Annotated in this window: 24 protein-coding genes; 6 read left to right on the top strand and 18 right to left on the bottom strand. The window is 67.8% G+C overall.

All coding sequences use genetic code 11. The annotated features are described in order from the left end of the window. Positions 1–6: 6 nt before the first annotated feature. Complete coding sequence (locus tag ACIP5Y_RS08175) at positions 7–1,068, bottom strand: saccharopine dehydrogenase NADP-binding domain-containing protein (protein WP_400348659.1); 1,062 nt, start codon at positions 1,066–1,068, stop codon at positions 7–9. A 167-nt stretch (positions 1,069–1,235) separates the two neighbouring features. Here ACIP5Y_RS08175 and ACIP5Y_RS08180 point away from each other — a divergent pair, with 167 nt between their 5' ends. After that, positions 1,236–1,403, top strand: coding sequence for a hypothetical protein (locus tag ACIP5Y_RS08180; protein WP_400348661.1), 168 nt, complete (start codon positions 1,236–1,238; stop codon positions 1,401–1,403). A gap of 44 nt (positions 1,404–1,447) precedes the next feature. Continuing rightward, positions 1,448–1,834, top strand: coding sequence for a 50S ribosomal protein L7/L12 (rplL, locus tag ACIP5Y_RS08185; RefSeq protein WP_400348663.1), 387 nt, complete (start codon positions 1,448–1,450; stop codon positions 1,832–1,834). Positions 1,835–1,874: 40 nt separating this feature from the next. On the opposite strand, the gene ACIP5Y_RS08190 is transcribed toward rplL, so the two are convergent. The 10 genes from ACIP5Y_RS08190 to ACIP5Y_RS08235 form a co-directional block, all read right to left on the bottom strand. After that, positions 1,875–2,642, bottom strand: a complete 768-nt coding sequence (locus ACIP5Y_RS08190; protein WP_400348665.1) for a MerR family transcriptional regulator — start codon at positions 2,640–2,642, stop codon at positions 1,875–1,877. A 30-nt stretch (positions 2,643–2,672) separates the two neighbouring features. Beyond that, positions 2,673–4,163 (bottom strand): flavin-containing monooxygenase, encoded by a 1,491-nt coding sequence (locus ACIP5Y_RS08195; RefSeq protein ID WP_400348667.1) that lies wholly within the window; start codon positions 4,161–4,163, stop codon positions 2,673–2,675. Further along, entirely contained in the window at positions 4,160–5,080 is a 921-nt protein-coding gene (locus tag ACIP5Y_RS08200; protein ID WP_400348669.1) for a ferritin-like domain-containing protein, read from the bottom strand. Before ACIP5Y_RS08200 ends, ACIP5Y_RS08195 begins: the two co-directional genes overlap by 4 nt. 1 nt (position 5,081) lies before the next feature. Continuing rightward, positions 5,082–5,981 carry an SDR family NAD(P)-dependent oxidoreductase gene (locus ACIP5Y_RS08205; RefSeq protein ID WP_400348671.1) on the bottom strand — a complete coding sequence of 300 codons (900 nt, stop codon included), beginning with the start codon at positions 5,979–5,981 and terminating at the stop codon, positions 5,082–5,084. A 2-nt stretch (positions 5,982–5,983) separates the two neighbouring features. Then, positions 5,984–6,976, bottom strand: coding sequence for an alpha/beta hydrolase (locus ACIP5Y_RS08210; RefSeq protein WP_400348673.1), 993 nt, complete (start codon positions 6,974–6,976; stop codon positions 5,984–5,986). A 110-nt stretch (positions 6,977–7,086) separates the two neighbouring features. Further along, on the bottom strand, positions 7,087–7,842 hold the full coding sequence (locus tag ACIP5Y_RS08215) for an SDR family NAD(P)-dependent oxidoreductase (RefSeq protein ID WP_400348675.1): 756 nt from the start codon (positions 7,840–7,842) through the stop codon (positions 7,087–7,089). Positions 7,843–7,969: 127 nt separating this feature from the next. Next, positions 7,970–8,869 (bottom strand): SMP-30/gluconolactonase/LRE family protein, encoded by a 900-nt coding sequence (locus tag ACIP5Y_RS08220; RefSeq protein ID WP_400348677.1) that lies wholly within the window; start codon positions 8,867–8,869, stop codon positions 7,970–7,972. Positions 8,870–8,889: 20 nt separating this feature from the next. Continuing rightward, positions 8,890–9,957 carry an ABC transporter permease gene (locus ACIP5Y_RS08225; RefSeq protein WP_400348681.1) on the bottom strand — a complete coding sequence of 356 codons (1,068 nt, stop codon included), beginning with the start codon at positions 9,955–9,957 and terminating at the stop codon, positions 8,890–8,892. Between the two features lie 9 nt (positions 9,958–9,966). Then, positions 9,967–11,475, bottom strand: a complete 1,509-nt coding sequence (locus tag ACIP5Y_RS08230) for a sugar ABC transporter ATP-binding protein (protein WP_400348683.1) — start codon at positions 11,473–11,475, stop codon at positions 9,967–9,969. Continuing rightward, entirely contained in the window at positions 11,466–12,515 is a 1,050-nt protein-coding gene (locus ACIP5Y_RS08235; RefSeq protein WP_400348685.1) for a substrate-binding domain-containing protein, read from the bottom strand. The genes ACIP5Y_RS08230 and ACIP5Y_RS08235 overlap by 10 nt, the downstream gene beginning before the upstream one ends. Positions 12,516–12,672: 157 nt before the next feature. Between ACIP5Y_RS08235 and ACIP5Y_RS08240 the strand changes: the two genes are divergently transcribed. Continuing rightward, on the top strand, positions 12,673–13,905 hold the full coding sequence (locus ACIP5Y_RS08240; protein WP_400348687.1) for an ROK family protein: 1,233 nt from the start codon (positions 12,673–12,675) through the stop codon (positions 13,903–13,905). A 3-nt stretch (positions 13,906–13,908) separates the two neighbouring features. On the opposite strand, the gene ACIP5Y_RS08245 is transcribed toward ACIP5Y_RS08240, so the two are convergent. Beyond that, on the bottom strand, positions 13,909–14,481 hold the full coding sequence (locus ACIP5Y_RS08245) for a TetR/AcrR family transcriptional regulator (RefSeq protein WP_400349188.1): 573 nt from the start codon (positions 14,479–14,481) through the stop codon (positions 13,909–13,911). Between the two features lie 98 nt (positions 14,482–14,579). Between ACIP5Y_RS08245 and ACIP5Y_RS08250 the strand changes: the two genes are divergently transcribed. After that, positions 14,580–15,014 carry a DoxX family protein gene (locus ACIP5Y_RS08250; protein ID WP_400348689.1) on the top strand — a complete coding sequence of 145 codons (435 nt, stop codon included), beginning with the start codon at positions 14,580–14,582 and terminating at the stop codon, positions 15,012–15,014. A 33-nt stretch (positions 15,015–15,047) separates the two neighbouring features. Here the strand turns inward: ACIP5Y_RS08250 and ACIP5Y_RS08255 are convergent, their stop codons facing one another. The 4 genes from ACIP5Y_RS08255 to ACIP5Y_RS08270 form a co-directional block, all read right to left on the bottom strand. After that, on the bottom strand, positions 15,048–15,779 hold the full coding sequence (locus tag ACIP5Y_RS08255) for a DJ-1/PfpI family protein (RefSeq protein WP_400348691.1): 732 nt from the start codon (positions 15,777–15,779) through the stop codon (positions 15,048–15,050). Between the two features lie 15 nt (positions 15,780–15,794). Further along, positions 15,795–16,778, bottom strand: a complete 984-nt coding sequence (locus ACIP5Y_RS08260; protein WP_400348693.1) for a GlxA family transcriptional regulator — start codon at positions 16,776–16,778, stop codon at positions 15,795–15,797. A gap of 298 nt (positions 16,779–17,076) precedes the next feature. After that, positions 17,077–17,994 (bottom strand): ketopantoate reductase family protein, encoded by a 918-nt coding sequence (locus ACIP5Y_RS08265; protein WP_400348695.1) that lies wholly within the window; start codon positions 17,992–17,994, stop codon positions 17,077–17,079. 28 nt (positions 17,995–18,022) lie between these two features. Continuing rightward, a complete protein-coding gene (locus ACIP5Y_RS08270; RefSeq protein WP_400348697.1) occupies positions 18,023–18,367 on the bottom strand; it encodes a winged helix-turn-helix transcriptional regulator in 345 nt (114 codons plus the stop codon). Between the two features lie 121 nt (positions 18,368–18,488). Between ACIP5Y_RS08270 and ACIP5Y_RS08275 the strand changes: the two genes are divergently transcribed. Then, positions 18,489–18,815 carry a hypothetical protein gene (locus ACIP5Y_RS08275; protein ID WP_397011080.1) on the top strand — a complete coding sequence of 109 codons (327 nt, stop codon included), beginning with the start codon at positions 18,489–18,491 and terminating at the stop codon, positions 18,813–18,815. Between the two features lie 43 nt (positions 18,816–18,858). Further along, positions 18,859–19,464 (top strand): cysteine hydrolase family protein, encoded by a 606-nt coding sequence (locus ACIP5Y_RS08280; protein ID WP_400348698.1) that lies wholly within the window; start codon positions 18,859–18,861, stop codon positions 19,462–19,464. A 4-nt stretch (positions 19,465–19,468) separates the two neighbouring features. Here ACIP5Y_RS08280 and ACIP5Y_RS08285 read toward each other — a convergent pair whose 3' ends face one another. Continuing rightward, positions 19,469–20,233 (bottom strand): dienelactone hydrolase family protein, encoded by a 765-nt coding sequence (locus tag ACIP5Y_RS08285; RefSeq protein WP_400348700.1) that lies wholly within the window; start codon positions 20,231–20,233, stop codon positions 19,469–19,471. A 22-nt stretch (positions 20,234–20,255) separates the two neighbouring features. Next, positions 20,256–21,125: a class II glutamine amidotransferase gene (locus ACIP5Y_RS08290; protein ID WP_400348702.1), complete on the bottom strand. Its 870-nt coding sequence runs from the start codon at positions 21,123–21,125 to the stop codon at positions 20,256–20,258. Between the last annotated feature and the right edge of the window lie 10 nt (positions 21,126–21,135).

The raw sequence follows: 21,135 nt of genomic DNA on the forward strand, positions 1-21,135 counted from the left end.
TTCTCCTCACTGCTGTTTCGGCAGTTCGAGGGTGAAGGCCTCCCGCTCGGCCAGGGCCGCCAGGAATTCCGCGGCGTCGAAGGCCTCGGCGACGCTGGCCACTCCGGTTTTGGCCCCGCCCTCGGCGAGCCGCACGGCCGCCTCCACCGAGGCGAGCGCGGCGACCCGCCAGAGATCCCGTCCCCGCACCGACCCGGCCGCCGACCGCTCCTTGCCGAGTACCTGCGCGGCGACCGTGAATTCGGAGTCCGCACGCGCCTCGGCGGCCACGCCTTCACTGCTGAACGCCTGCTCCTCCTCGAAGGTGCGAGCGGTCAACTGTGCCTCCACCGCCTGTGTCCGGGTATGCCGGGGCACGGTCACCGCCTCCGGGAACGGCACCGGCGCGATCATATTGCGCGGGCCGACCGGCGGCGGGAAGGCGAAGATCGCATTGCGCGGTTCCACGAAGCCGAGCTGCAGCTTTCCGTCGGACCAGCCGATGCGGTCGGTATCGGCGAACAGCAGCCGCGCGGACTCGACCGCCCCGTGCGTCATCATCCAATTGCTCACGGCGTAGGCGAGAGTGATGCGCTCGATGTCGGACACCCCACGCGCGACGGCGCCCGCGAGTAGATCGCCCACGCCACCGTAGAAGCTGACGGCGGGCAGCATGGTGATCCCGGCGCGCTGCGCCGACTCCTGGAAGGTGTCGAACAGCCGCTTGACGGTATGCACTTCGACGGAATGATCGACGTAGTGGCTCCCCCCTTCCACCGCGGCGACGGCCACCGGTTCGCAGGTGGCGGCAAAGGGTCCCGCGCAGTGAATGAGCACGTCAGCGGCTGCGGCGACCGCGCGCAGCGCCGCCGGATCGTCGAGGGCGGCGGGCATGGCCCGGCCCCGGCCGTCCGGTAGCCGGCCGGCGAGTTCGGCGAGCGCGTCCGGATCCCGCCCGGACAGCACGACTTCCTTTCCGCGGGAAATCAGTTCGGTGGTAACCAGCCGGCCGGTGTGACCGGTGGCCCCGTAAATGGCGAATACGGTCATGAATATCAACTCCCGAATCGGGGTCGGGCGAAAAGGCACGCCCGCTCCTCAGCGTAGGAGCGACCACCGACAAACTCGTTGTATCCATAACGATCCGGCGGCTACGTGGTGAGTAGATGGATACGGAGCCGTTGAGCCGTACCGTAAACGGGAACTCCTCCGGCACAAGCCTTCACGAGAAGTCCGAGGAGCCCGAGGAGGACGACATGAAAGAGCCGATCTGCATCGACTGCTGGCGACGCGACCACCTCACCTTCGTGCAACGGCTGGATCCGGCCTACGTCAAGCCCGGTCCGGTTCACCGCTGCGCCATGCACAAGGCCTATTTCGAGGATCTGAACAAGGGCCCCGAAACCCGGCAGGAAGCCGCGTAACCTGGATATATTGCCCGGTTCCGGGCGGGTGGTAGGGGATGATCATGGCCAAGATGTCCATCGACGAACTGCTCGATGTTTTCAAAGGTATGACGCTGCTGGAGCTTTCGGAGTTCTGTAAAGCCTTCGAGCAGGAGTTCGGGGTGACCGCCGCCGCCCCGGTAGCGGTGCAGACCGTCCAGGACGCCGCGCCCGTGGCGGATGCGGCCGAGGAGCAGAGCGAATTCGATCTGATCTTGGAGTCCTACGGGGACAAGAAGATTCAGGTGATCAAGGCCATGCGGGAAGTGATTCCCGGCCTGGGCCTCAAGGAGGCGAAGGACCTCGTCGAGTCCGCGCCGACCCGGGTACTCGAACAGGTCGATCGCGGCGCCGCCGAAACCGCGCGCATCAAGCTGGAGGCCGCGGGCGCGACCGCGGCGTTGAAATAGACAGCGGCGTTGAAATAGACCGCAGCCCCGCGGTAACCGCTCAGTCCGTCTCGGTCCGGCGGCGCGCGGCGGTTTCCAGGTAGGCGCTCAACTCGGATTCGAGCACGCGATCCAGCGCCTGGTCGAGACTGTCCCGCACCGCGCGAATCCCGAGTTCCCGCAGGTGATTGAGCATCTTCGTGGTGTCCGCGATCTCGGCGTCGGTATCCGGCAGCCAGCCCGCGCCGTGCTCGGCCACAATGTGGTCCTTGCCCGCGGTCACCATCAAGCGCGCAATATCCTCGAGCCGCCCGACCATGGCCTCGTGCAGATCGATCAGACCGGGCAGCGCGAAACCGTAATTGCTCAACGCCGCGAAGGTCGCCAGCAGATCCGGCCGGGTGATCTCGGCCGTCTCCCCGTGGATCCGGACCAGCCCGAGTTTCCCGAGCCGCTCCAGCTGATCCTCGTCCACCGGATGCTGCTCGTCGTCGCCGAGGAAGGTGTCGATCAGTTCGACCGGAATCTCCACGGGCGCTTCGGGTTCGCCCCAGGTGGCGGTGACCGCCTGCTGCAGGCCCAGGATCTCGGTGAGATCCTTGCCCGTCTCCCAGCTGGTGATGAAGTCGGCGATATGCGCGATGGTGAACCCGCGCTGCAGCAGCGCGTCGATGATGCGCAGCCGGGCCAGATGCGATTCGTCGTAGAGCAGGGCGCGCCCGCTGCGCCGGGTCGGCGTGGGCAGCAGGCCGCGTTCCTGATAGGCCCGCACATTGCGGGTGGTGGTGCCGGCGGCCCGGGCGAGGTCGTCGATGCGGTAGTCCGCCACCTGAGTCGCACCTGCCCTTTCCGCTGCCGATTACCTGATGACGACAGTATCCCGGGTGGTCAGCTCGAAATCAGCCAGGTCGACCCCGGCCAGCTGGCGGGCGAATTGCGTCCCGAACCCCGGATACATGGTCGCGTTGAAACCATCTTCCGTGAGATACCAGCTGCGGCAGCCGGAATTCCAGGTGGTGGCGGCCAGCCGCCGCTGCAGGCGCGCGTTGTAGCGATCCTGCCGCTCCCGGCGCGGTTCCAGCATGCGCAGGTCCCGATCCAGGATGAGGCCGATGGCATCGGTCAGATAGTCGATCTGCGCTTCCATATAGACGAGTGCCGAATTGTGCCCGGGCCCCGAATTCGGTCCGAAGGTGAGGAACAGATTCGGGTAGCCGGCGACCGTGACGCTCTTGAACGCGTATGCGCCGCCGCGCCATTCGTCGGCCAGCACCCGCCCGTCGCGGCCGATCACCGGGATGGGCGTGCCCTGCTTGGAGATCTCGAACCCGGTCGCGAACACGATGCAGTCGGCGCGGTGCTCGATCCCCTCGGCCGTCCGGATGCCCTGCGGCGAGATCGCCGCGATCGGCCAGGTGACCAGCTTGCAGTTCTCCGCTTGCAGCGCCGGGTAGTAGTCGTTGCTGATCAGCAGCCGTTTGCAGCCCGCCCGGAAGTCCGGGGTGAGCTGGCGGCGCAGCCACGGATCGCGTACCTGACCGCGCAGGTGCGCCAGCGCGACCTGCTCCACCACCCGGGTCAGCGGCGATTTCCAGACCACGCCCAGCGCCACCGACTCGTGTCCCCAGAACCAGGCCTCGCGCGCCAGCGACTGCGCGCCGGGCACCTGCCGGTACACCTGCTTGGTGAGGCCGTTGGTGCGGCGATTCACGCGGGGCAGCACCCAGCCGGGCGTGCGCTGGAAGACCTTCACCGACCCGGCCTTGCGCACCAGTTCCGGAATGATCTGCACCGCACTGGCTCCGGTGCCGATCACGGCCACCTTCTTGCCGGTGAAGTCGTAGTCGTGATCCCAGCGCGCACTGTGGATCCGGTGGCCTTCGTACCGGTCGAGGCCGGGGATGTTCGGGAAGCCCGGGTTGGCCAGCGGTCCGGAGGCGAGAACGACACTGCGCGCCCGCAGTTTCGGGCGTCCGTCCGCCAGGCCGACGGTCCACAGTCCGGTGGCCTCGTCGAACTCCAGCCCGGTCACGGTGTGCCCGAACCGGATATGCGGCCGGATGCCGAAACCGTCCACCATGGTCTCGATGTAGCGCAGGATCTCCGCACTGCCGGAGTAGGTGTGCGACCAGTCCGGGTTGGGCGCGAAACTGTACGAGTACAACCGCGACGGAATATCGCAGGCGGCCCCGGGATAGGTGTTGTCCCGCCAGGTGCCGCCCACCCGCTCGTCCCGCTCCAGGATCACGAAGTCGGTGATCCCCTTCTGCCGCAGGCGGATCGCCGCGCCGATGCCCGCGAAGCCCGCGCCGATGATCGCCACATCCAGTGGCTTGTTCGCGGTGCTCATGCGACCGGCTCGTAGGTGAGTTCCTGCGACCAGGTCGGCTGCCCGGGCAGCAGCCGGTCGGGAATGCGGGCCGTCAGCTTCACCATGGCGTCGGCGAACAGGTGGTAGGGGTGATCGCGGTTGATGACCCAGTTGCCGTGCATCTTCACGATCCGGTACATGGGCACCCGGTTGGCCAGCGGATTGCGCTCGCCGACCTGCTTGAACCGCTGCATGGCCGCGTACAACTTCTCCTCGTCCACGCCCATCTCGACAATGTTGTCCCGCATCTTGTTCAGCAGCGGAACATAACTGAGCACGCCGATCAGCAGCGACGGCTTGACCCAGCCGCCGACCAGGTCGGTGGCCAGCTTCCGCACGCTGGAGTGGCCGAGTAGTTCCATGACCGCGTAATCGGTGGCCAGATGCCGGGATTCGTCATTGTTGATCTTCTTGAAGACCTCCTGCGCGACCGGATCCTCGATCTCGTCGGTGACGAACTTGATGAGCGCACCGTCCAGCGCCACCTCGAGCATGGGGATGACGGTGCCCAGGAAGGACAGCGACATGCCGTCGGCGTACTTGTCCAGGAAGTCGATCACCAGCTTCACATTGATGTTCGGCTCCGGGATCTCGTCCCCGTCGAGCATCCCCCACCGGCGCATGAGTGCCAGCTCGGCATTGGCGTGCCGCTGCTCCTCGGCGTGGAAGTAGCGGTAGATCTCCGCCAGCGTCTGCGTCGGCGCCTTCTTGGCCATGGCCGCGAAGCCGCGCGCCCCGACATTCTCGATCCACATGAGATCGGCCATGAAGGGCTTCAACTTGGCATGCAGTTCGGGGTCGATGAGCTCGGCTCCCGGTGCCTCCCAGTCGATATCGGCCAGCGCCCACTGCTTGGACTTGATCTTGGTCAGCATATTGTCGAAGTCGAAGGACATGTCAGACTCCTGTCTTCTCGATGGTCTTGCCGGCGAGCGCCGAATCCTCCTGCGGCAGGACGCGATTCAGGACGCCGAGAGCGTGGGTGTAGAGCGCCGGGAAATGCCGCTTGAGGTGCCACACCACCTGCGCGTCCAGCTGCGGCACCACATACAGCGCGCCGCGATCGTGGGCATCCAGGGTGGTGCGGGCGACCCGCTCCGGGGAGAACCCGGTCCAGCGCATGAGCCCCTCCGCCAGCCGCGACGAACCGGACGTGATCCGGCCGTCGGCAACCACATTCGTCTTCACGAAGGTCGGGCACAGCGCGGTCACCGCGACCCCCGTGCCGGATAGTTCCGCCGCCATGGTCTCCGACAGCGACATCACCGCCGCCTTGGACACGTTGTAGGCCGCCATACCGGGCGCCGCCGCGAACCCGGCCGCCGAGGCGACATTGATGATCCCGCCGCGACCCGCCGCCCGCAGTTGCGGCGCGAAGATCTCGCAGCCGTGCACCACGCCCCACAGGTTGATCCCGAGCGCCCATTCCCAGTCGTCGAACCCGATGTCCCCCACCGGTTTTCCGCCGATGCCGACACCGGCGTTATTGATCACCAGGGTGGGTGCGCCGTGGAAAACCAGCTCGGCATGCAGCGCGAGACTCTCCAGATCCTCGCGCCGGGAGACATCGCAGAAGACGGCGTGCGCGGTGCGGCCGTACCGCTGCTCGATGGTGCGCACGGTGTCGTCGGCGCGATCCTTGTCGATATCGGCGCACAGCACCTCACCACCGCGCGCCGCCAGCTCCAGCGCGAAAGCCCGCCCGATCCCGCTACCCGCGCCGGTGACAACGGCTTCGGCGCCGCGTGATCGGCGCGGACCGCCCAGCGCCAGCGTCAGCTCGTCCAATGGCCACATGGTCAGCCCACCTGTTCCTGAATCGGGGAATTCGCCCGCGCCAGCACGGAAGTCACGAAGGCCGCGGCGTGCCGCAATGCGGCGGCCGCCTCCGGGACGAGCAGCGGCAGCGCCTGGAAGACGTGAATCCGGCCGGGCCACAACTGGAGTTCGCACGGTGTCCCGGCCGCAGCGGCCATGGCGCGCAGCGTCTGCGCGTCATCGGCGAGCATCTCGCCGGCACTGGCCTGCACGAACAGCGGCGGCAGGACCGCCCCCGCGGGAATCTGTAAGCGCAGCCGGGGCGAATCGGCCGGCACGTTCGCCGTGTAGTGCTCGATCATCCGGCGTCCCACCCACGCGGGAGCCATGGGATCGGGCAGGATGCGATCCCGCCGCTCGGCCAGCGTCAGTGTCGGATCCAGCAGCGGCGAGAACATGAACGCCCCCGCGGGCTGCGGTTCACCAGCGGCGCGGTTCTGCAGCAGCAGATCGAGAGTCAGATGACAGCCCGCGGAATCGCCGCCGATCACCAGGTTCTCGGCTCGATACCCGTGTGCGAGCAGCCAGCGATACCCGGCCGCCGCATCCTCGGCCGCAGCCGGGAAGGGATGCTCGGGCGCGAGCCGGTAATCGACGACGAAGACCGGCAGCCCGGTCGCCTTCGACAGCCGGGAAGCCAGACCCCGGTGCGTACGGGCCGAACACACGACATATCCACTGCCGTGGATGTAGTAGATGGCCTTGTCTCCATGCCGGACCCCGGCGGCGCGCACCCACTCGCCGCGCACGCCACCCGAGTTCACCCGGCTCACGAAGGTGCCGGGCAGGGTCGGCCCGAAGGCCGCCATGATCCCGGCGATCAGTCCCCGACCCGCCGCGATTCCGATCCGATTATTGGGCAATACCCCGTTGACCTGCCGCAGTCCCAGCACCGACGCGGTGGCCGCAAGCTGCGTTCGCGCCGATGCCTTGTTCGGGACTGCCGTGGCGACCTGCGTCGAGAAGGTCGCCATTGACCCGCTTCTCGTCATGCCACGTAGCATCACCGCTTAATGTGCCAGTTGTCAATGGCACATTTAATAACTCTCAGGCCTCTCAGGGGCAAGCCCCTGAAACGCCCGCCTCACCGAGACTCCTTCCGGACGCTCCAGCCTCCGTCCACGACCAGGTTCGCGCCGGTGATGAAGGAGGCATCGTCCGAGGCGAGGAAGGCGACCGCGGCGGCGACCTCCTCGGGGGCACCGAGGCGGTCCAGAACTGTTGCACGAGCAGATAATTGGCGGCCCTCGGCGTCCACGTCATCCCACACCGGGGTGAGGATGGGACCGGGGAGGACGGCATTGACCCGGACCCGGGATGGGCCGTATTCGACGGCCAGTTGGCGGACCAGGGCGGTCAGGCCGCCTTTCGCGGCGGCGTAGACCGGGTAGCCGGGGAGGCCGAAGTTGGCGTGCACGCTGGAGATCGCGACGACATTGCCGCATTTGGCGCTCAGGTCGTCGATGAAGGCGCGGACGCCGAGGAACAAGGGGGTCAGGTTGACGGCCAGGCCGTCGTCCCATTGGCGGCGGGTGAGTTCGCGGGCGGGGATGATCTCCTGGTGAGAAGCGTTGCTGCACAGGAAGTCCAGCTGCCCGTACCGTTCGTTCACCAGCTCCCGCAACAGCATCCATGATTCTTCGGCCGCGACATCGCAGTGCCGGAACTCGGCCCGCCCGCCGGTCGCCCGGATCTTCGCGGCGATCTCCGATCCGCCGGTGTCGTCGATATCGGCGATGACGACCGTCGCGCCCTCCGCGGCAAGGCGTTGCGCGGTGGCCGCGCCGATGCCGGAGGCGGCGCCGGTGACGACCGCGACCCTGTCTGCCAGACGAGTCATCGTCTTCCTTTCGTGATCATCGCTGAAGGTCGGTACCGCTGCCCACCGGGCCGAACGCCGCTCCCGGCGTTACCAGGCCACCCCTCATGACAGCCGCTCCCACGCGAGCGACGCCCGGTCCGGTGGGTCAACGGCCATCTGCGGGCGCCGGTCTCGGATCGGCGAAAGGCGTGGCCGGCAGGCCGATTGCGCCCGGGGTGCAGGCGAAGAGGCAGCCCGCGCCGGGTTCTCCTGCGGCGTCGCCCTCCGCGGCGGTGGTTATCACCAGGATGTCCAGGTCCGGACCGGCGAAGGTGCAGCTGGAGACCTGGGACGGACCGACCGCGACGGTGGCCCGCGGCCGGCCGCCGGGGTCGAAGGCGCGGACCTCGCCCGCTCCCCAGACCGCTGTCCAGACACAGCCGTCGGAATCGACGGTCAGACCGTCGGGCTCGCCGTCGTCGAAGCTGACGAATTTCCTTCTCGCACCGAGTGTTCCCGTCTCGAGGTCGTAGTCGATGGCGTCCACGCGGAAAGTCGCGCTGTCGGCGTAGTAGAGGGTGCGGCCGTCCGGGCTCCAGCCGAGACCGTTGGAGATGGTCACGCCGGTGAGCAGGGCGGTCAGGGCGCCGTCCGCATCCAGGCGGTAAAGGGCCGCGCTGCCGGGCACCCGATCCTCGGCCACGGTGCCCGCCAGCAGGCGGCCGCGCGGGTCGACCTTCGCATCGTTCAGGCGGACACCGACGCGGGGCAGCGGCAGGGTCGCCAGCAGCGTACGCGTGCCATCGTCCGCCACCCGGAAGATGTTGTCGCCCAACGCCGCCAGCACCGGGCCCGAGGCGGTCGGCAGCACCGCGCTGAGCGGCGGATCCAGGGTGATCGTCGCCTGCTGCACGAGGTCCGGTGGATCACCGGCCAGGGCCGCCCGGTGCATCTGCCCGGCCCGGATATCGACCCACAATAGTTCCGCGGTGCGCGAATCCCACACCGGCCCTTCACACAACCGCCCGGCCGGAGGTGCGCACACCTGTGCCCGCAGCATGTCCATCGACTGCTCCCGCTTTCCGATTACGTCGGTAGTCCGACGGCGCGTTCGCCACTGCGGCGCTGCTGGATCACCACGGCGACCACCAGCAACGCGCCCTGGGCGACGTTCTGCCAGAAGGTATTGACGCCGACCACGTTCAGGCCGTTGTCGAGCGCGCCGAGCAGCAGTACCGCCAGCAGGGATCCGGCCACGGTTCCCTTGCCGCCCTTGAGCGCACACCCGCCCAGCGCCGCCGCGGTGATGGACTGCAGCTCCAATCCCTCACTGCCCGAGACCGGCTGCCCGGACCCGGTGCGCGCGGTGAGAATGATCCCCGCGAGCGCCGCCACGATCGCCGACAGCACGTACACGGCGACCAAATACTTGTTGATATTGATACCGGAAAGCCGTGCGGCAGTGTCGTTTCCGCCGATGGCGTAGACGTTCCGCCCGATATCGGTGTACTTCAGCAGCACGTGCACGCCCAGCGCCACCAGCGCGAGGATGACCACCGTCACCGGCAGCCCGAGAATCTTGCCGCGGGCCACGAAGATGAAGATGTCATTGTCGAGCACGAAACCCTGCGCCTTGCCGCCCGAAATCAATTGGGCCAGGCCCTTGTACGCCGCCAGCCCGGCCAAGGTGGCGATCACCGGATTGACCCGCCCGTAGACGATGATCACGCCATTGAGCAGCCCGAGCAGGATCCCCACGCCGATCGCGGCGAGCATGCCCAGCAACGCATTACCGGAGGTCGCGGTGAACGCCATGGCACTCACGACCGAGGCGACACCGGCCTGCGAGCCCACCGAGACATCCAGCGCGCCACAGATGATCACCACCGTCTGCACCATGGACAGCAGCCCGAAAACCGTGACCGCGTCACCGATTCCGGCGATATTGCGCGGATCCAGGAACCCGCTGTTGAGCCAGGCGAAAATCGCGACGATGACGGCGAGCGCGCCGATCAAGCTGAGATTGGTGGTGCCGATGAAGCGGAGGACGCGGCGCGGAGTCAGGGACGTCACGCCGCCGAGCAATCGGGAGAACACCGGCTGCGGCGCGGACATCGCAGGCTCCGTGGGCAATTCGAGTTTCTGATCGGTCATGGGAATTCCTCAGGATGTCGCTGTCAGATCGGACGCCATGGCCAGCGCGAGAATGGCCTCCTCGCCGGCCTCGGCGCGGTCCAGTTCGCCGGTGACCCGGCCCTGCTGCATGACCACGATCCGGTCGGCCAGGCCGAGCACCTCGGGCAGTTCCGAGGAGATGACCAGCACGGCCACGCCGGTCTCGGCCAGATCCTCGATGATGTGGTAGATCTCGGCCTTCGCACCCACGTCGACGCCGCGGGTGGGCTCGTCCAGGATCAGCACCTTGGGTTTGCGCGCCAGCCAGCGGGCCAGCACCACCTTCTGCTGATTGCCGCCGGAGAGCTTGCGCACTTCCTGGTCGAGGGAGGGCGTGCGGATGCGCAGCGCCTCCACGTATTCGGCCGCCAGCTGCTGTTCCGCGCCGCGCCGCACGAAACGCCAGCGCCGCAGGCGATCCAGTACGGCGAGGGTGATGTTGTCGCGCACGCCGCGCTGCAGGAGCAGGGCCTGCGCCTTGCGTTCCTCGGGTGCGTAACCCATGCCGGCCCGTACCGCGTCGCGCGGCTGCCGCAGGCGCACCCGCTGGCCGTCCACGCGCACTTCACCGGATCGGATGGGCAGGTCCCCGAAGAGCGCGCCCGCCAGTTCGGAGCGACCCGCGCCGACCAGCCCGGCCAGCGCGACCACCTCCCCGGCGTGCACGGTCAGGCTGACGTCGCGGACATCGTCGGTGGTGACGGCGTCCACTTCGAGCAGTACGCGGCCGCGCTCGGCCCGCTTGCGCGCGAACATGGCCGACAGATCGCGGCCGACCATCATGCGCACGATCTCCTGATCGTCGGTGTCGCCGGTATCGCGCACCCCGACCAGCGCGCCGTCGCGCAGGACCGCGACCCGGTCGGCCACCTGGAAGATCTCCCGCATCCGGTGCGACACATAGATGACCGCGAGTCCGCGCTCCCGCAGGCGGCCGATGAGAGCGAACAGTGATTCGGTCTCGTGCTCCGACAGCGAGGAGGTCGGCTCGTCGAAGGCGATGACCTTCGCGTCGGTGGTCAGCGCCCGCATGATCTCGACCATCTGCCGTTGCGCCGCGGTCAGTTTCGAGCCGAGCATGTCGGGATCGAGATCCCGGTCGAAACCGAGCCGGGTGAGGTCGGCGCGCATGCGGGTGCGCAGGGCCGTCCGATCGAGCATGCGGCCCGCCCGGCGCGGCAGCGAACCCAGGTAGACGTTCTCGGCGACCGAGACGTGCGGCACGATCTCCGGTTCCTGCCCGATCACCCGGATGCCCGCCGCGCGCGCATCCGCCGGGGTGGTCAATTCCAGTGCGGCGCCGTCGAGTTCGATCGACCCGGCATCGGGAATGTGGTCGCCGCCGAGGATTCTGATGAGCGTGGATTTGCCCGCGCCGTTCTCACCCATCAGCGCGGTCACCATGCCCGCGGGGAAGTCCAGACTCACCTCGCGCAGTGCCGGTACGCCGGCGAAACTCTTGGCGAGCCCGGACACCCGTAGTCCGGTCAGCTGCATGTCATGCCCGACTGCTGCCAGTTGCTCGCGTCCACCATCTTGGTCGGCGCGAATACCTCGGCGGGCATGGCCTTTCCGTTCTTCAGGTAGTCGTACATGGTCTGCACGGCGAGGGAGCCGACGTCCTGGCCGTTGATCCACAGCGCCGCCTTGAATCCGGTCGGCTTGCCGCCGCGCCATTCCTTGCAGGCGAGGTACGCGCCGAGGCCGACGCCGATCACATTGTCGGCGGAGAAGCCGGCGTTCTGGATGGCCGCGACGCCGCCGCTGACGTTCTCGTCATTGCAGCCCATGACAACCCAGTGCTTGACCGAACGATTGCCGGCGACGGTGGCGGAGATCTTGTTCTGCGCGTCCGAGGGGGTGTTGTCGGTGCCGACCTCGATGGTCTTCACATCCGCGCCGGCAGCGGTCTTGAAGGCCGTCTCATTGGCCTTGACCCGGTCGGTGCAGACGGTGACGTCCTGTTGCCAGGCATCCACGATGGCGGTGTCCTCCGGCTTCCAGCCCGCCTGCTTGAAGAGCTGGCCCGCACTGGTGCCGACCTGCTGACCCATCTGCTGGCCGCTGAATCCGACTCGGGGAACGAGGTTTTCCTTACCGCACTTCGAGGGATCCGGGCCATTGGTGCAGACCTGATCATCGGAGGTGAGGAAGGCCAGGCCGCCCGCCTTGGCGAGCTGCACCACCTGCGGGCCGACCGACGGGTCGGGGACGACCGCGATGACGCCGTTCGCCTTCTGGTTCACCGCGTTCTGCACCTCGGTGACGGCCTTGTTGGCGTCATTGCCGAGGTCCACCACCTTCAGATCGACGCCGAGTGCTTTGGCCTTGGCCTTGGCGCCGTCGGCCTCGTCGATGAAGTACTCCTGATCGCCCTGTTTCTGGGCGTAGACGAGGCTGATCGACCCCGTGTCGTGTTGTGGCGCGCTGGCCGGCGAACCGGAGTCCTTGCCGGAAGAGCAGGCGGTCGCGGCCAGGATGAGCGAGGCGCCGCAGACTATCGCGCTGGTCCATCGGCGTCGGTGGGTCCAGGACATGAGGACTCCTAGGTGATCTGCCCCACAGTTGGGCATCCGTCGTGATGCCGGTTACAGTAGGACTTCTGATAACTGTTGTAAATACTGTTCGAAGAAGTCATCGATCAGGCCGTCCGGTATCTTTTCCGGGCGCAACGGAAGGAGAGTGGGCCCGGCCGTGTACCAGCTGACCGCGCGGGACATCAGGCGCCGCAACAGGTTCACCGTGCTGCAGGCGGTGTACGCCGCCGAGGGCCACACCAGCCGGCAGGAGATCGCGCAGGCCACCGGCCTGTCCTTCGCCACGGTCGGCAATATGATCGCCGAACTCCTGGACGTCGGCGTCCTCGCCGAACTCGGTTACGAGGCAGCCGGTATCGGGCGACCACGCGCCCAGCTCGCCGTGAACCCGGACCGCGGCTTGCTGATCGGCGTCGACCTCGCCGAAACCAGCATTCATTTCGACGTTTTCGACCTGGCCATGACGGTGCTGCGCTCCACCGAGATCCCCGTCGATCCCACCGCCACCACACCCGCCGATATCGCCGACCTCATCGTGCGCGGCATCGGCGAGGTGACCGGGGAGGACTCCGCCAAGGTGCTCGGCGTCGGACTGAGCGTGCCGGGACTGGTCGAACCCGAACAGGGCATCTCGGTGTTCTCGCCCTACTGGCATTGGCACGACGTACCGCTCAAGGCGCTACTCGAACCGCGGCTGCCGTACCCGCTCTACCTCGACAATCCGCTCAAAACCAGTACGGCGGCACATCTCTGGTTCGGCGCGGGGCGCGATGTGGACGACCTCATCGTGGTCACCCTGCGCGCCGGCGTCGGCATCGGCGTGGTCATCGACGGCATGCTCTACCGCGGCGTCACCAATAGCGCGGGCGAATGGGGACACACCACGCTCGTGCCCGGCGGGCGCGCCTGCTCCTGCGGGCGCGACGGCTGCGTCGAGGCGTATGTGAGCGCACCGGGAATCGTTGCGACACTGCGTAATATCGATCCGGCGAGCCCCTTGCTCGCCGGTGACGATGCCACCGTCATCCGCGCCATCGCCGTCGCGGCCGCGCGGGCGGACGCCGCGGCGCTCGAGGTCATCGAGCAGACCGGCCACTATCTCGGTGTGGCCGTGGCCAATCTGGTGAATCTGTTCAACCCGCGGCGCATGGTGTTCACCGATCTGGTCGCGCGGCAACTGGGCGAACCACTGCTGGAGGCGACGCGCCGGTCGGCCGAACGGCATGCCATGTCGGACCCGTTCGCGGCGGTGACGCTGCAGTTGTGCGGCCTGCCGCACAATCCGGCCAGCCTCGGCGCCGCCACCTTCGCCCTCGAGGGATTCCTCGCGGACAGAGAACGATTCGGCTCGGTGGCCGCCCGGCGCGCGCTGCGCGCCTCCTCCACCTGACGGCTAGGGACGCTCGCCGAGATGGCCGACGGCGGCGATCATCCGGCGCGTGAGCTCCTCCGGATCGGCGCCGCCGAGTTCCGAACCCACCAGTGCGCCTTCGTGCCACAGCGTAGCGAAGCCGTGCACCAGGGACCACGCGGCCAGTTGCACGACCGGATCATCGGCCGCCGGGACGTGCAATTCGCCTACCCCATTACGCAATTCGGCGGTCGATCCCTCGCGTGCGGCGATCAGGCGCGGATCGTCGACGGCAAGCAGATCGCGGCGGAACATGACATCGAAGTGCCCTGGACAGCGACGGGCAAAGCGGGTGTAGGCGACGGCCATCTCACGGAAATCACCGGCTGCCGAGCGCAATTCGGCCGCAAGCAGGCCATAACCCTCGATGGCAAGTTCGGTGAGCAGGCCCTGACGGTTGCCGAAATGGTGGGCGGGCGCGGCATGCGAGACGCCGGCGCGCTGGGCCAGGGCGCGCAGGGAGATCGAATCCACGCCCTCGGAAGCCACTTGTCCGGCCGCCGCCCGCAACAGCGTGGCCTTCAGATCACCGTGGTGGTACGCGCTCTCGGGCATGGGTCCGATCATCGACCACAATCTAGTCATTGACAAGTTATGCAGGTCAGCATAATCTAGCCGGTGTCAAGATTCGCTGGATGCTTCAGGAGCAACCCATGGCACCGCTCATCGTTCTATTCGTCGTCACCGGTGTCACCCGCTTCGTCGGCTGGCTCGGCTTCACCGCATGGCTCGACTCCTGGCCGCACACCGTCCGGCTCGGCCTCGCCGCCATGTTCGCGCTCACCGCGAGCGCCCACTTCCTGCCGCCGCGCCGCGACGCCCTCATCGCCATGGTGCCGCCGCGGCTGCCCGCCCCCGCCCGCTTGGTGACACTGACCGGCATCCTCGAATCGGCCGGGGCCGTAGGGCTTTTGATCCCGATCTTCGCTCCGGCCGCGGCCGCCTGCCTGGCGGTGCTGATGGTGGTGATGTTCCCGGCCAATGTGCGCGCCGCCCGCAGCGGGGAGGGCCTGCAGACCATGCCGCTCCCCCTGCGCACGCTGGTTCAGATCGTCTTCATCGGGGCGTGCGTACTCGCCGCATTCTGATCCGACACCGAACCCGATGGCCGCGAACCGCTTTCAGCGCTTCGCGGCCATCTTGTCGCGCATGCGGTTCAGCGTGAGCCGCCACAATGCGGTCGCTACATCGAGGGGCACCCGCGGGTTGGCGGCCTCCTTGGCAACCACCAGGCGCGCCCGGCGCAACAGCTCCGCGGGGGCCTTGTCCGGATGGCCGGTATCGAACGGCGGACGGGGGTCGTACTCGATACCCAGCTGGATCAGCTGGGCGGCTTCCACCCCCGCTATCTCCCCCACCAGCCAGAGTCCCAGGTCGATACCCGCGGAAACGCCTGCGGCGGTGACGATCTTGCCGCTGCGCACGATCCGGTCGTGCGGACGGGACTCGGCCCCGAAGGCGGCCAGCCCCGGCTGAGCCGACCAGTGCGTGGTGGCGGGATGCCCGCGCAGAATATCGGCCGCCGCCAGCACCAGGGCGCCGGTGCACACGGAGGTGGTCCACTGCGTCACCGGATGCACCGCACGCAACCACCCGATGAGTTCCTTGTTCGCCATCGCCTCGGTCGTCGACGACCCGGATCCCGGCACCAGCACCAGATCCGGCGCGGGCGTCTCGGCGAACGTATGCGTCGCACCCAGTGCCAGGACGCCGCTGTCCGCCACGATCGGCCCGACCGCATCGGACACGAACCGCAATTCGCTGTCCGGCAGGTTCCGCAGCACCTCGTAGGGTCCGATGGCATCGAGAACGGTCATTCCCGGGTACAGCACGATGGCCGTCTGGAATGTCATGGCGCACTCTCTCTTTCAGAATTTCGTGAACCGGGCGCGATACTCGCCCGGCGCTATGCCCAAGTGGCGATGGAAGATTCGATACAAGGTCTCCGGGCAACCCAGCCCGACCGCCGCGGCGACACGATCCAGTGGCTGATCCGTCGTCTCCAGCAGCCGCCGCGCCGCCGCGATCCGCACCTGCTCGACATACCGGGCGGGCGTGGTGCCGGTCTCGTCGGCGAATACCCGTGAGAAATGGCGGGTGCTCATCCCCACCTGCCCGGCCAGGCCCGCCAGCGACAGATCCCCGGCCAGATTCTCCTCCAGCCAAACCTGCAGCTCCCGAAGCGAATTCCGCTTGGGCGGGGCGGCCGCCATGGGTGCGCTGAACTGGCTCTGCCCGCCCGGCCGATGCAGATAGACCACCATCCAGCGCGCCACCTCCCGGGCCACGCCGGGCCCGTAATCGGCCGCCACGATGGCCAGTGCCAGATCGATGCCGGCCGTCACACCCGCCGAGGTCCATACGGCGCCGTCCTGGACATAGATCCGGTCGGGCTCGACTCGGACTTCCGGAAACTCACGGGCCAGCAACTCCCCGCCGAACCAATGCGTCGTGGCCCGCCGCCCGTTCAGCAATCCGGCCCGGGCCAGCAGAAACGTCCCCGAACACACGGATCCCACCCGCTCGGCGCGGGCCGCGGCCGTCTGTAGGCCGGCCACCAAGGCGGGATCGGCGCTCGCGGCCCAGGCACTCCACCCGCCGACCACCAGCAGCGTGTCCACCGGTTCCCGCCAATCGGAAAGGTCGTGCGGCGCCTGCACTTCCACCCCGCACGACGAGCGCACCGGCCCGGCCGGCACCGAGGCGACCTCCACCCGATACCCATCGTCCCCGCACGCCAGCGCCGCACCCGAGAAGACATCGGAGGGCCCGGCCAGATCCAGCAGCTGAAAACCGTCGAACACGACCATGAGCACCACCCGCATGCCCTCAGCCTGCTGCCACCCACCCATGGCGTCAACGACACGACTATTGCAATTCGAGCCATCGACCCCGGCCGCTCACCGCCCATACACAGCCGGTTACCAGCTCCGACCGGCCGTTCTCACAGCGATCCGCGTTAACTTCCACCCGATCCCGCTCTCGGGACCGCTTCGAAAACAAGGGTGAACGCCGTGCTCCTGGCCTCGGACCTCCACCCGGGACGACACCTTCTGCCACGACGGCGACCTCTCCTGATCACCACGACCCGGACGGTCTGAAAACCGTCCCGAGTTTCTGGATGCCCGATCTGTCGACATCCTCGAGCGACTAACCGCGGGCGAGGGTTTCGCCCGGCAGCTGGGAGGCGTAGACGGTCTGGTGAATCGGCGTCGGTATGCCTGCGGCACGGCCGAATCGGAGTACCGCGCCGTTCTGATAGGCGAGCTCCGAGGGGCGTCCGGCGGCGAGATCGCGTTGCATGGAAGAGGTGGTGTCGGGGCTGAAGGATTCGTAGACCTTCATCATTCGGTCTACGTCATCGGTGGTGAGGGCAATGCCGCGGGCGCGGGCCACGTCCAGGACTTCGTGCATGGCGGTGCGGACCAGGGCGGCGGTCTCGGGTTCGGCGCGGGTGATGCCCACCGGCCGGCGGGACAGGGCGCCGACGCCGCCATAGGAGGCGATGAGCATGAGTTTGCGCCAGAGGGTGGCCTGAATGTCCGCGGAGCGGGTGACGCCGATGCCGGCGGCTTCCAGCGCGGTGGCGACAGCCGTGAAGATCGGGTCGAATTCGCCTGTCAGGGGCCCGATCTCGACGGTGGCGTCGGCGCCGAGGCAGCGCACCTCCCAGGGGGCGACGCGCTGGGCGATGACCACGCAGGTACAGCCGAGAATCCGGTCCTCGCCCAGCACCGCGGCCAGGTCGGAGGCGGCCTCCACGCCGTTCTGCAAGGGGAGAACGACGGTGTCCGGGCCGACCGCGGGGCGCAGGGCCGTGGCCGCTTCGGAGACCTGCCAGGCCTTGACCGCGACGATCACGAGGTCGGCCGGCTCCGGATCGACCGTGGTGACGGCGCGGACGCCCGGCACGTCGAGATCCGCACCGGCGCGGGTCAGGCGCAGGGGGTGTGCGGCTGCCGCAACGGTTTCCGGGCGGCCCACCACGGTCACCGCGTGCCCTGCGCGGGCCAGCATCGCCGCGAAGTAGAGGCCCATGCCGCCCGCGCCGAAAACAGTCACCTTCACGATGCCCGTACCTCCAAGATCGACCGATTCATCCGATCATAGGCTCGATGACGATTCCCGCACGCGCAGAGCGTTTCTCGCCCCATTCGTAGAGGGCGGTCAGGACCGGGACCAGGCTCCAGCCCTCGTCGGTGAGATCGTATTCGACCTGCGGCGGGACGGTGTCGAACACCGTGCGGCGCACCAGTCCGTCCGCTTCCAGATCACGGAGTTGCTGGATGAGCATCTTCTCGCTGGTGCCCGCCATGAGGCGGCGCAGTTCCCCGTAGCGGCGCACGCCCTCCTTGAGGTGGGCGAGGATCACCGGTTTCCATTTGCCGCCGATCAGTTCGACGGTCACCTCGACCGGGCAGTAGTAGCGCTTGTCGGGCATGCCGGCCTCCCGCGGGTACTCACCGAAAAGTGCGTTCTTGTTGCACTGTAATCATCGCGCTTCCATGGACTGATGCGGCACCGCGCCGCAGCATCGTTGCGAACAGGGAGTTCGAAATCCCATGAAGGTCATTACTTTCGACCGTTTCAAGCCCGGGGTCACCATGGAGACCATCACCCCGTTCCTGCCCGAGGAGGTCGCCAATGTGTGGCGGCTGTGGAAGGCCGGCATCGTCCGTGAGAACTATGCGCGCGCCGATGAGCCCGGCGTGGTGATCGTCTTCGAGGTCGACAGCGTGGCCGAGGCGAAACGCTACGTCGACGATTTCCCGCTCACCAAAAAGGGCTTCCTGGAATGGACCTACGTCCCGGTGATGGCGCCGCTGCCGATCGAGGCGCTCATGGACCCGTCGGTCGACGTCGCCGAACCCTACGACCGGACCCGGTGACGCGGCCATGCGATTCGCGCACGGCCTGAGGATCCCGCAAACCGTGGAGGACGCCTGCGATCCGGCGCGCATGGCGCTGCTGATCTACGACATGCAAGCCGGAATAGTCGAGCAGATACCGGACGGCGACCGCATCGTCGCCGCCTGCGTGCGATTACGAGAAGCGGCGCGGGCCAATGGTTTCCGTGTCTTCTACACGCGGCACATGTCACTGCCGCCGGCCGCCGCGGGCGTGGCGCAATTGCGTACCGCCATGGAGTGGCAGCACATCGACGACCCGGCGGCGGTGGTTGCCGCCTTCCCGCAGGGTTCGCCCCGGTACCAGCTGGTCCCCGAACTCACGCCCGGCCCCGGCGAGGTGGTCTTCGACAAGATCACCATGTCGGCCTTCGCCGGCACCCCGCTCGATATCGCTCTGCGCGACTTGGGAATCGGCAGTTTCGCCATTGCGGGCATCGCCATGGAGGTGGGCATCGAACCCACCGTGCGGCACGCCACCGACCTGGGCTACCTGCCCATCGTGGTCACCGACGCCTGCGGCGCGGGCCATCCGGAGGCCGCCGAACGTTCCCACGCCGCACTGGCTTTCGCGGGCGGTTCGCGCACCACCGACACCGCCGCCCTCACCAAGCTGATGGCTCCCGGCTGACCGGTCAGGCCGACGGGAACTTCCGGCGCAGCAACGCCAGCAGATCGTCGATGTGCCGGTGATACCCGGCCTCCTGATAGGCCGGGGTATCCCGCATCGTGAACCCGTGCTGCGCTTCGGGATACACGACGGAGGTGAAGGTGACGCCCGCCTCGGTGAGGGCCTTGTCGAAGCGCTCGATCGCGGCGGCGTCCATGGACGAATCATTGTCGGCGTGCGCCGCCAGCACCTCCGCCGTGATGCCGCCGGCCCGGTGATGCGGGCTGTCCGGCAGCTCGTCGGCGGCCAGGCGCCCACCGTGGAAACTGGCCGCCGCCGCGATCCGATCACCGAATTCCGTTGCGACGCGCAGCGCCAGCCGCCCGCCCATGCAGTAGCCGAGCGTCGCATAGGGCGCGGGCGCGACCAGCGGTGACGCCGCCAGCCAGGCCAGATACCCGTCCGCATCCCGCATGGCCGCCTCCGGCGTGAGCTGTTCGCGCGCCGGCCCCAGCGCCGCGAAGAAGGCGGTATGCGACTTGTCGAAGTCGACCTCCGGCGCATCGGCCAGCGACCAGGTGCGATAGAAGACATTCGGCGCGACGACAGTGAATCCCTGCGCCGCAATGGTTTTCACGATCTCACCCAGCCATGGCCGCAAACCGTACGCGTCCATGTAGAGCAGGACGCCGGGGTGCGCGGCGCCGTCGTCGGGATGGGCCAGATAAGCCTCTGCCGTACCGTCGGAAAGTGCGATCTCGATGGTGTCGAATGCAACGGATGCGCTCATGCTTGCTGCTTACCACACGGCTTCAGCGACCGGCCTGTGAGGCCGCCGCGTGCGCGCCGAGATCGGCGAGGGAGAGCAGGTTCTTGGGCGGGGAATCCCGGATGACGGTCGAATCGACCCGGCGGTCGGCGTCCACATGCAGGAGTTCGCCGCTCCCGAGCTCGCGCCAGCCCGGATCGGAGTCCATCCGCTCGCTGGCGATCACCACGGCGGGATGGTCGGCCAGCGCGCCACTGCGGGCCCGAATACCGACGCGACCGGTGTGTTGTTCCAACGTGCTGCTGCCGTCGGCCCCACCGGCGGGACGCTCCAGCACATAGAGCGGATGTGTGTCGGGGTAGCGGAGGGCCCAGAGTTCGGTTGCGGTGGTGAGGATGAGGTTGAGGGCGTAGACGGGAAGGTTGTCCGCGGCCCAGCACACGGCGTCGGCGATGCCGGCGGAGACATCGCCCCGGTGGCTGTCGATGCGCTGGGTGATGAGGGCGAAGAAGCGTTCGGAGTCGGTGTCGCCGTGCACGAGTCCGAGGTAGCTGCCGAGCTCCTTCTCCAGGTCGTCGAGGCCGTGCAGCACTCCGTTGTGGGCGAAGAGACGCCGATGCTGTTCGAAGGGATGGGTATTGCGCACTTCCAGGCCGCCGGTCGAGGCGTAGCGGACGTGCGCGATGAAGGTGGTGGATTCGCGTTCGCGAGCCTCCCGGGCGAACTGCGCGTCCCGGTACGCCGCCACCGGCTGCTTCTCCACCACCGGCACGCCGTCGGCGGTGAAGGTGCCCAGGCCGACACCGTCCGGTTCGCGGCGGCTCTGCTCCGAGAGGCTGTCCGGCGCATCCAGCAGCCAGAAGGTGGCCCGCACCCGATACGGTGCGGCCGACAGACCGAACAAGCGACACATGGGCACTCCT

This window comes from Nocardia sp. NPDC088792 (assembly GCF_044750615.1).
GTDB lineage: Bacteria > Actinomycetota > Actinomycetes > Mycobacteriales > Mycobacteriaceae > Nocardia.

Excerpts from the sequence above, each read along its gene's own strand:
- ACIP5Y_RS08180 (WP_400348661.1), top strand. The coding sequence starts at position 1,236 with ATGAAAGAGCCGATCTGCATCGACTGCTGGCGACGCGACCACCTCACC.
- rplL (WP_400348663.1), top strand. The coding sequence starts at position 1,448 with ATGGCCAAGATGTCCATCGACGAACTGCTCGATGTTTTCAAAGGTATG.
- ACIP5Y_RS08195 (WP_400348667.1), bottom strand. The coding sequence starts at position 4,163 with ATGAGCACCGCGAACAAGCCACTGGATGTGGCGATCATCGGCGCGGGC.
- ACIP5Y_RS08200 (WP_400348669.1), bottom strand. The coding sequence starts at position 5,080 with ATGTCCTTCGACTTCGACAATATGCTGACCAAGATCAAGTCCAAGCAG.
- ACIP5Y_RS08205 (WP_400348671.1), bottom strand. The coding sequence starts at position 5,981 with ATGTGGCCATTGGACGAGCTGACGCTGGCGCTGGGCGGTCCGCGCCGA.
- ACIP5Y_RS08210 (WP_400348673.1), bottom strand. The coding sequence starts at position 6,976 with ATGGCGACCTTCTCGACGCAGGTCGCCACGGCAGTCCCGAACAAGGCA.
- ACIP5Y_RS08215 (WP_400348675.1), bottom strand. The coding sequence starts at position 7,842 with ATGACTCGTCTGGCAGACAGGGTCGCGGTCGTCACCGGCGCCGCCTCC.
- ACIP5Y_RS08220 (WP_400348677.1), bottom strand. The coding sequence starts at position 8,869 with ATGGACATGCTGCGGGCACAGGTGTGCGCACCTCCGGCCGGGCGGTTG.
- ACIP5Y_RS08225 (WP_400348681.1), bottom strand. The coding sequence starts at position 9,957 with ATGACCGATCAGAAACTCGAATTGCCCACGGAGCCTGCGATGTCCGCG.
- ACIP5Y_RS08230 (WP_400348683.1), bottom strand. The coding sequence starts at position 11,475 with ATGCAGCTGACCGGACTACGGGTGTCCGGGCTCGCCAAGAGTTTCGCC.
- ACIP5Y_RS08235 (WP_400348685.1), bottom strand. The coding sequence starts at position 12,515 with ATGTCCTGGACCCACCGACGCCGATGGACCAGCGCGATAGTCTGCGGC.
- ACIP5Y_RS08245 (WP_400349188.1), bottom strand. The coding sequence starts at position 14,481 with ATGCCCGAGAGCGCGTACCACCACGGTGATCTGAAGGCCACGCTGTTG.
- ACIP5Y_RS08250 (WP_400348689.1), top strand. The coding sequence starts at position 14,580 with ATGGCACCGCTCATCGTTCTATTCGTCGTCACCGGTGTCACCCGCTTC.
- ACIP5Y_RS08255 (WP_400348691.1), bottom strand. The coding sequence starts at position 15,779 with ATGACATTCCAGACGGCCATCGTGCTGTACCCGGGAATGACCGTTCTC.
- ACIP5Y_RS08260 (WP_400348693.1), bottom strand. The coding sequence starts at position 16,778 with ATGGGTGGGTGGCAGCAGGCTGAGGGCATGCGGGTGGTGCTCATGGTC.
- ACIP5Y_RS08270 (WP_400348697.1), bottom strand. The coding sequence starts at position 18,367 with ATGCCCGACAAGCGCTACTACTGCCCGGTCGAGGTGACCGTCGAACTG.
- ACIP5Y_RS08275 (WP_397011080.1), top strand. The coding sequence starts at position 18,489 with ATGAAGGTCATTACTTTCGACCGTTTCAAGCCCGGGGTCACCATGGAG.
- ACIP5Y_RS08285 (WP_400348700.1), bottom strand. The coding sequence starts at position 20,233 with ATGAGCGCATCCGTTGCATTCGACACCATCGAGATCGCACTTTCCGAC.
- ACIP5Y_RS08290 (WP_400348702.1), bottom strand. The coding sequence starts at position 21,125 with ATGTGTCGCTTGTTCGGTCTGTCGGCCGCACCGTATCGGGTGCGGGCC.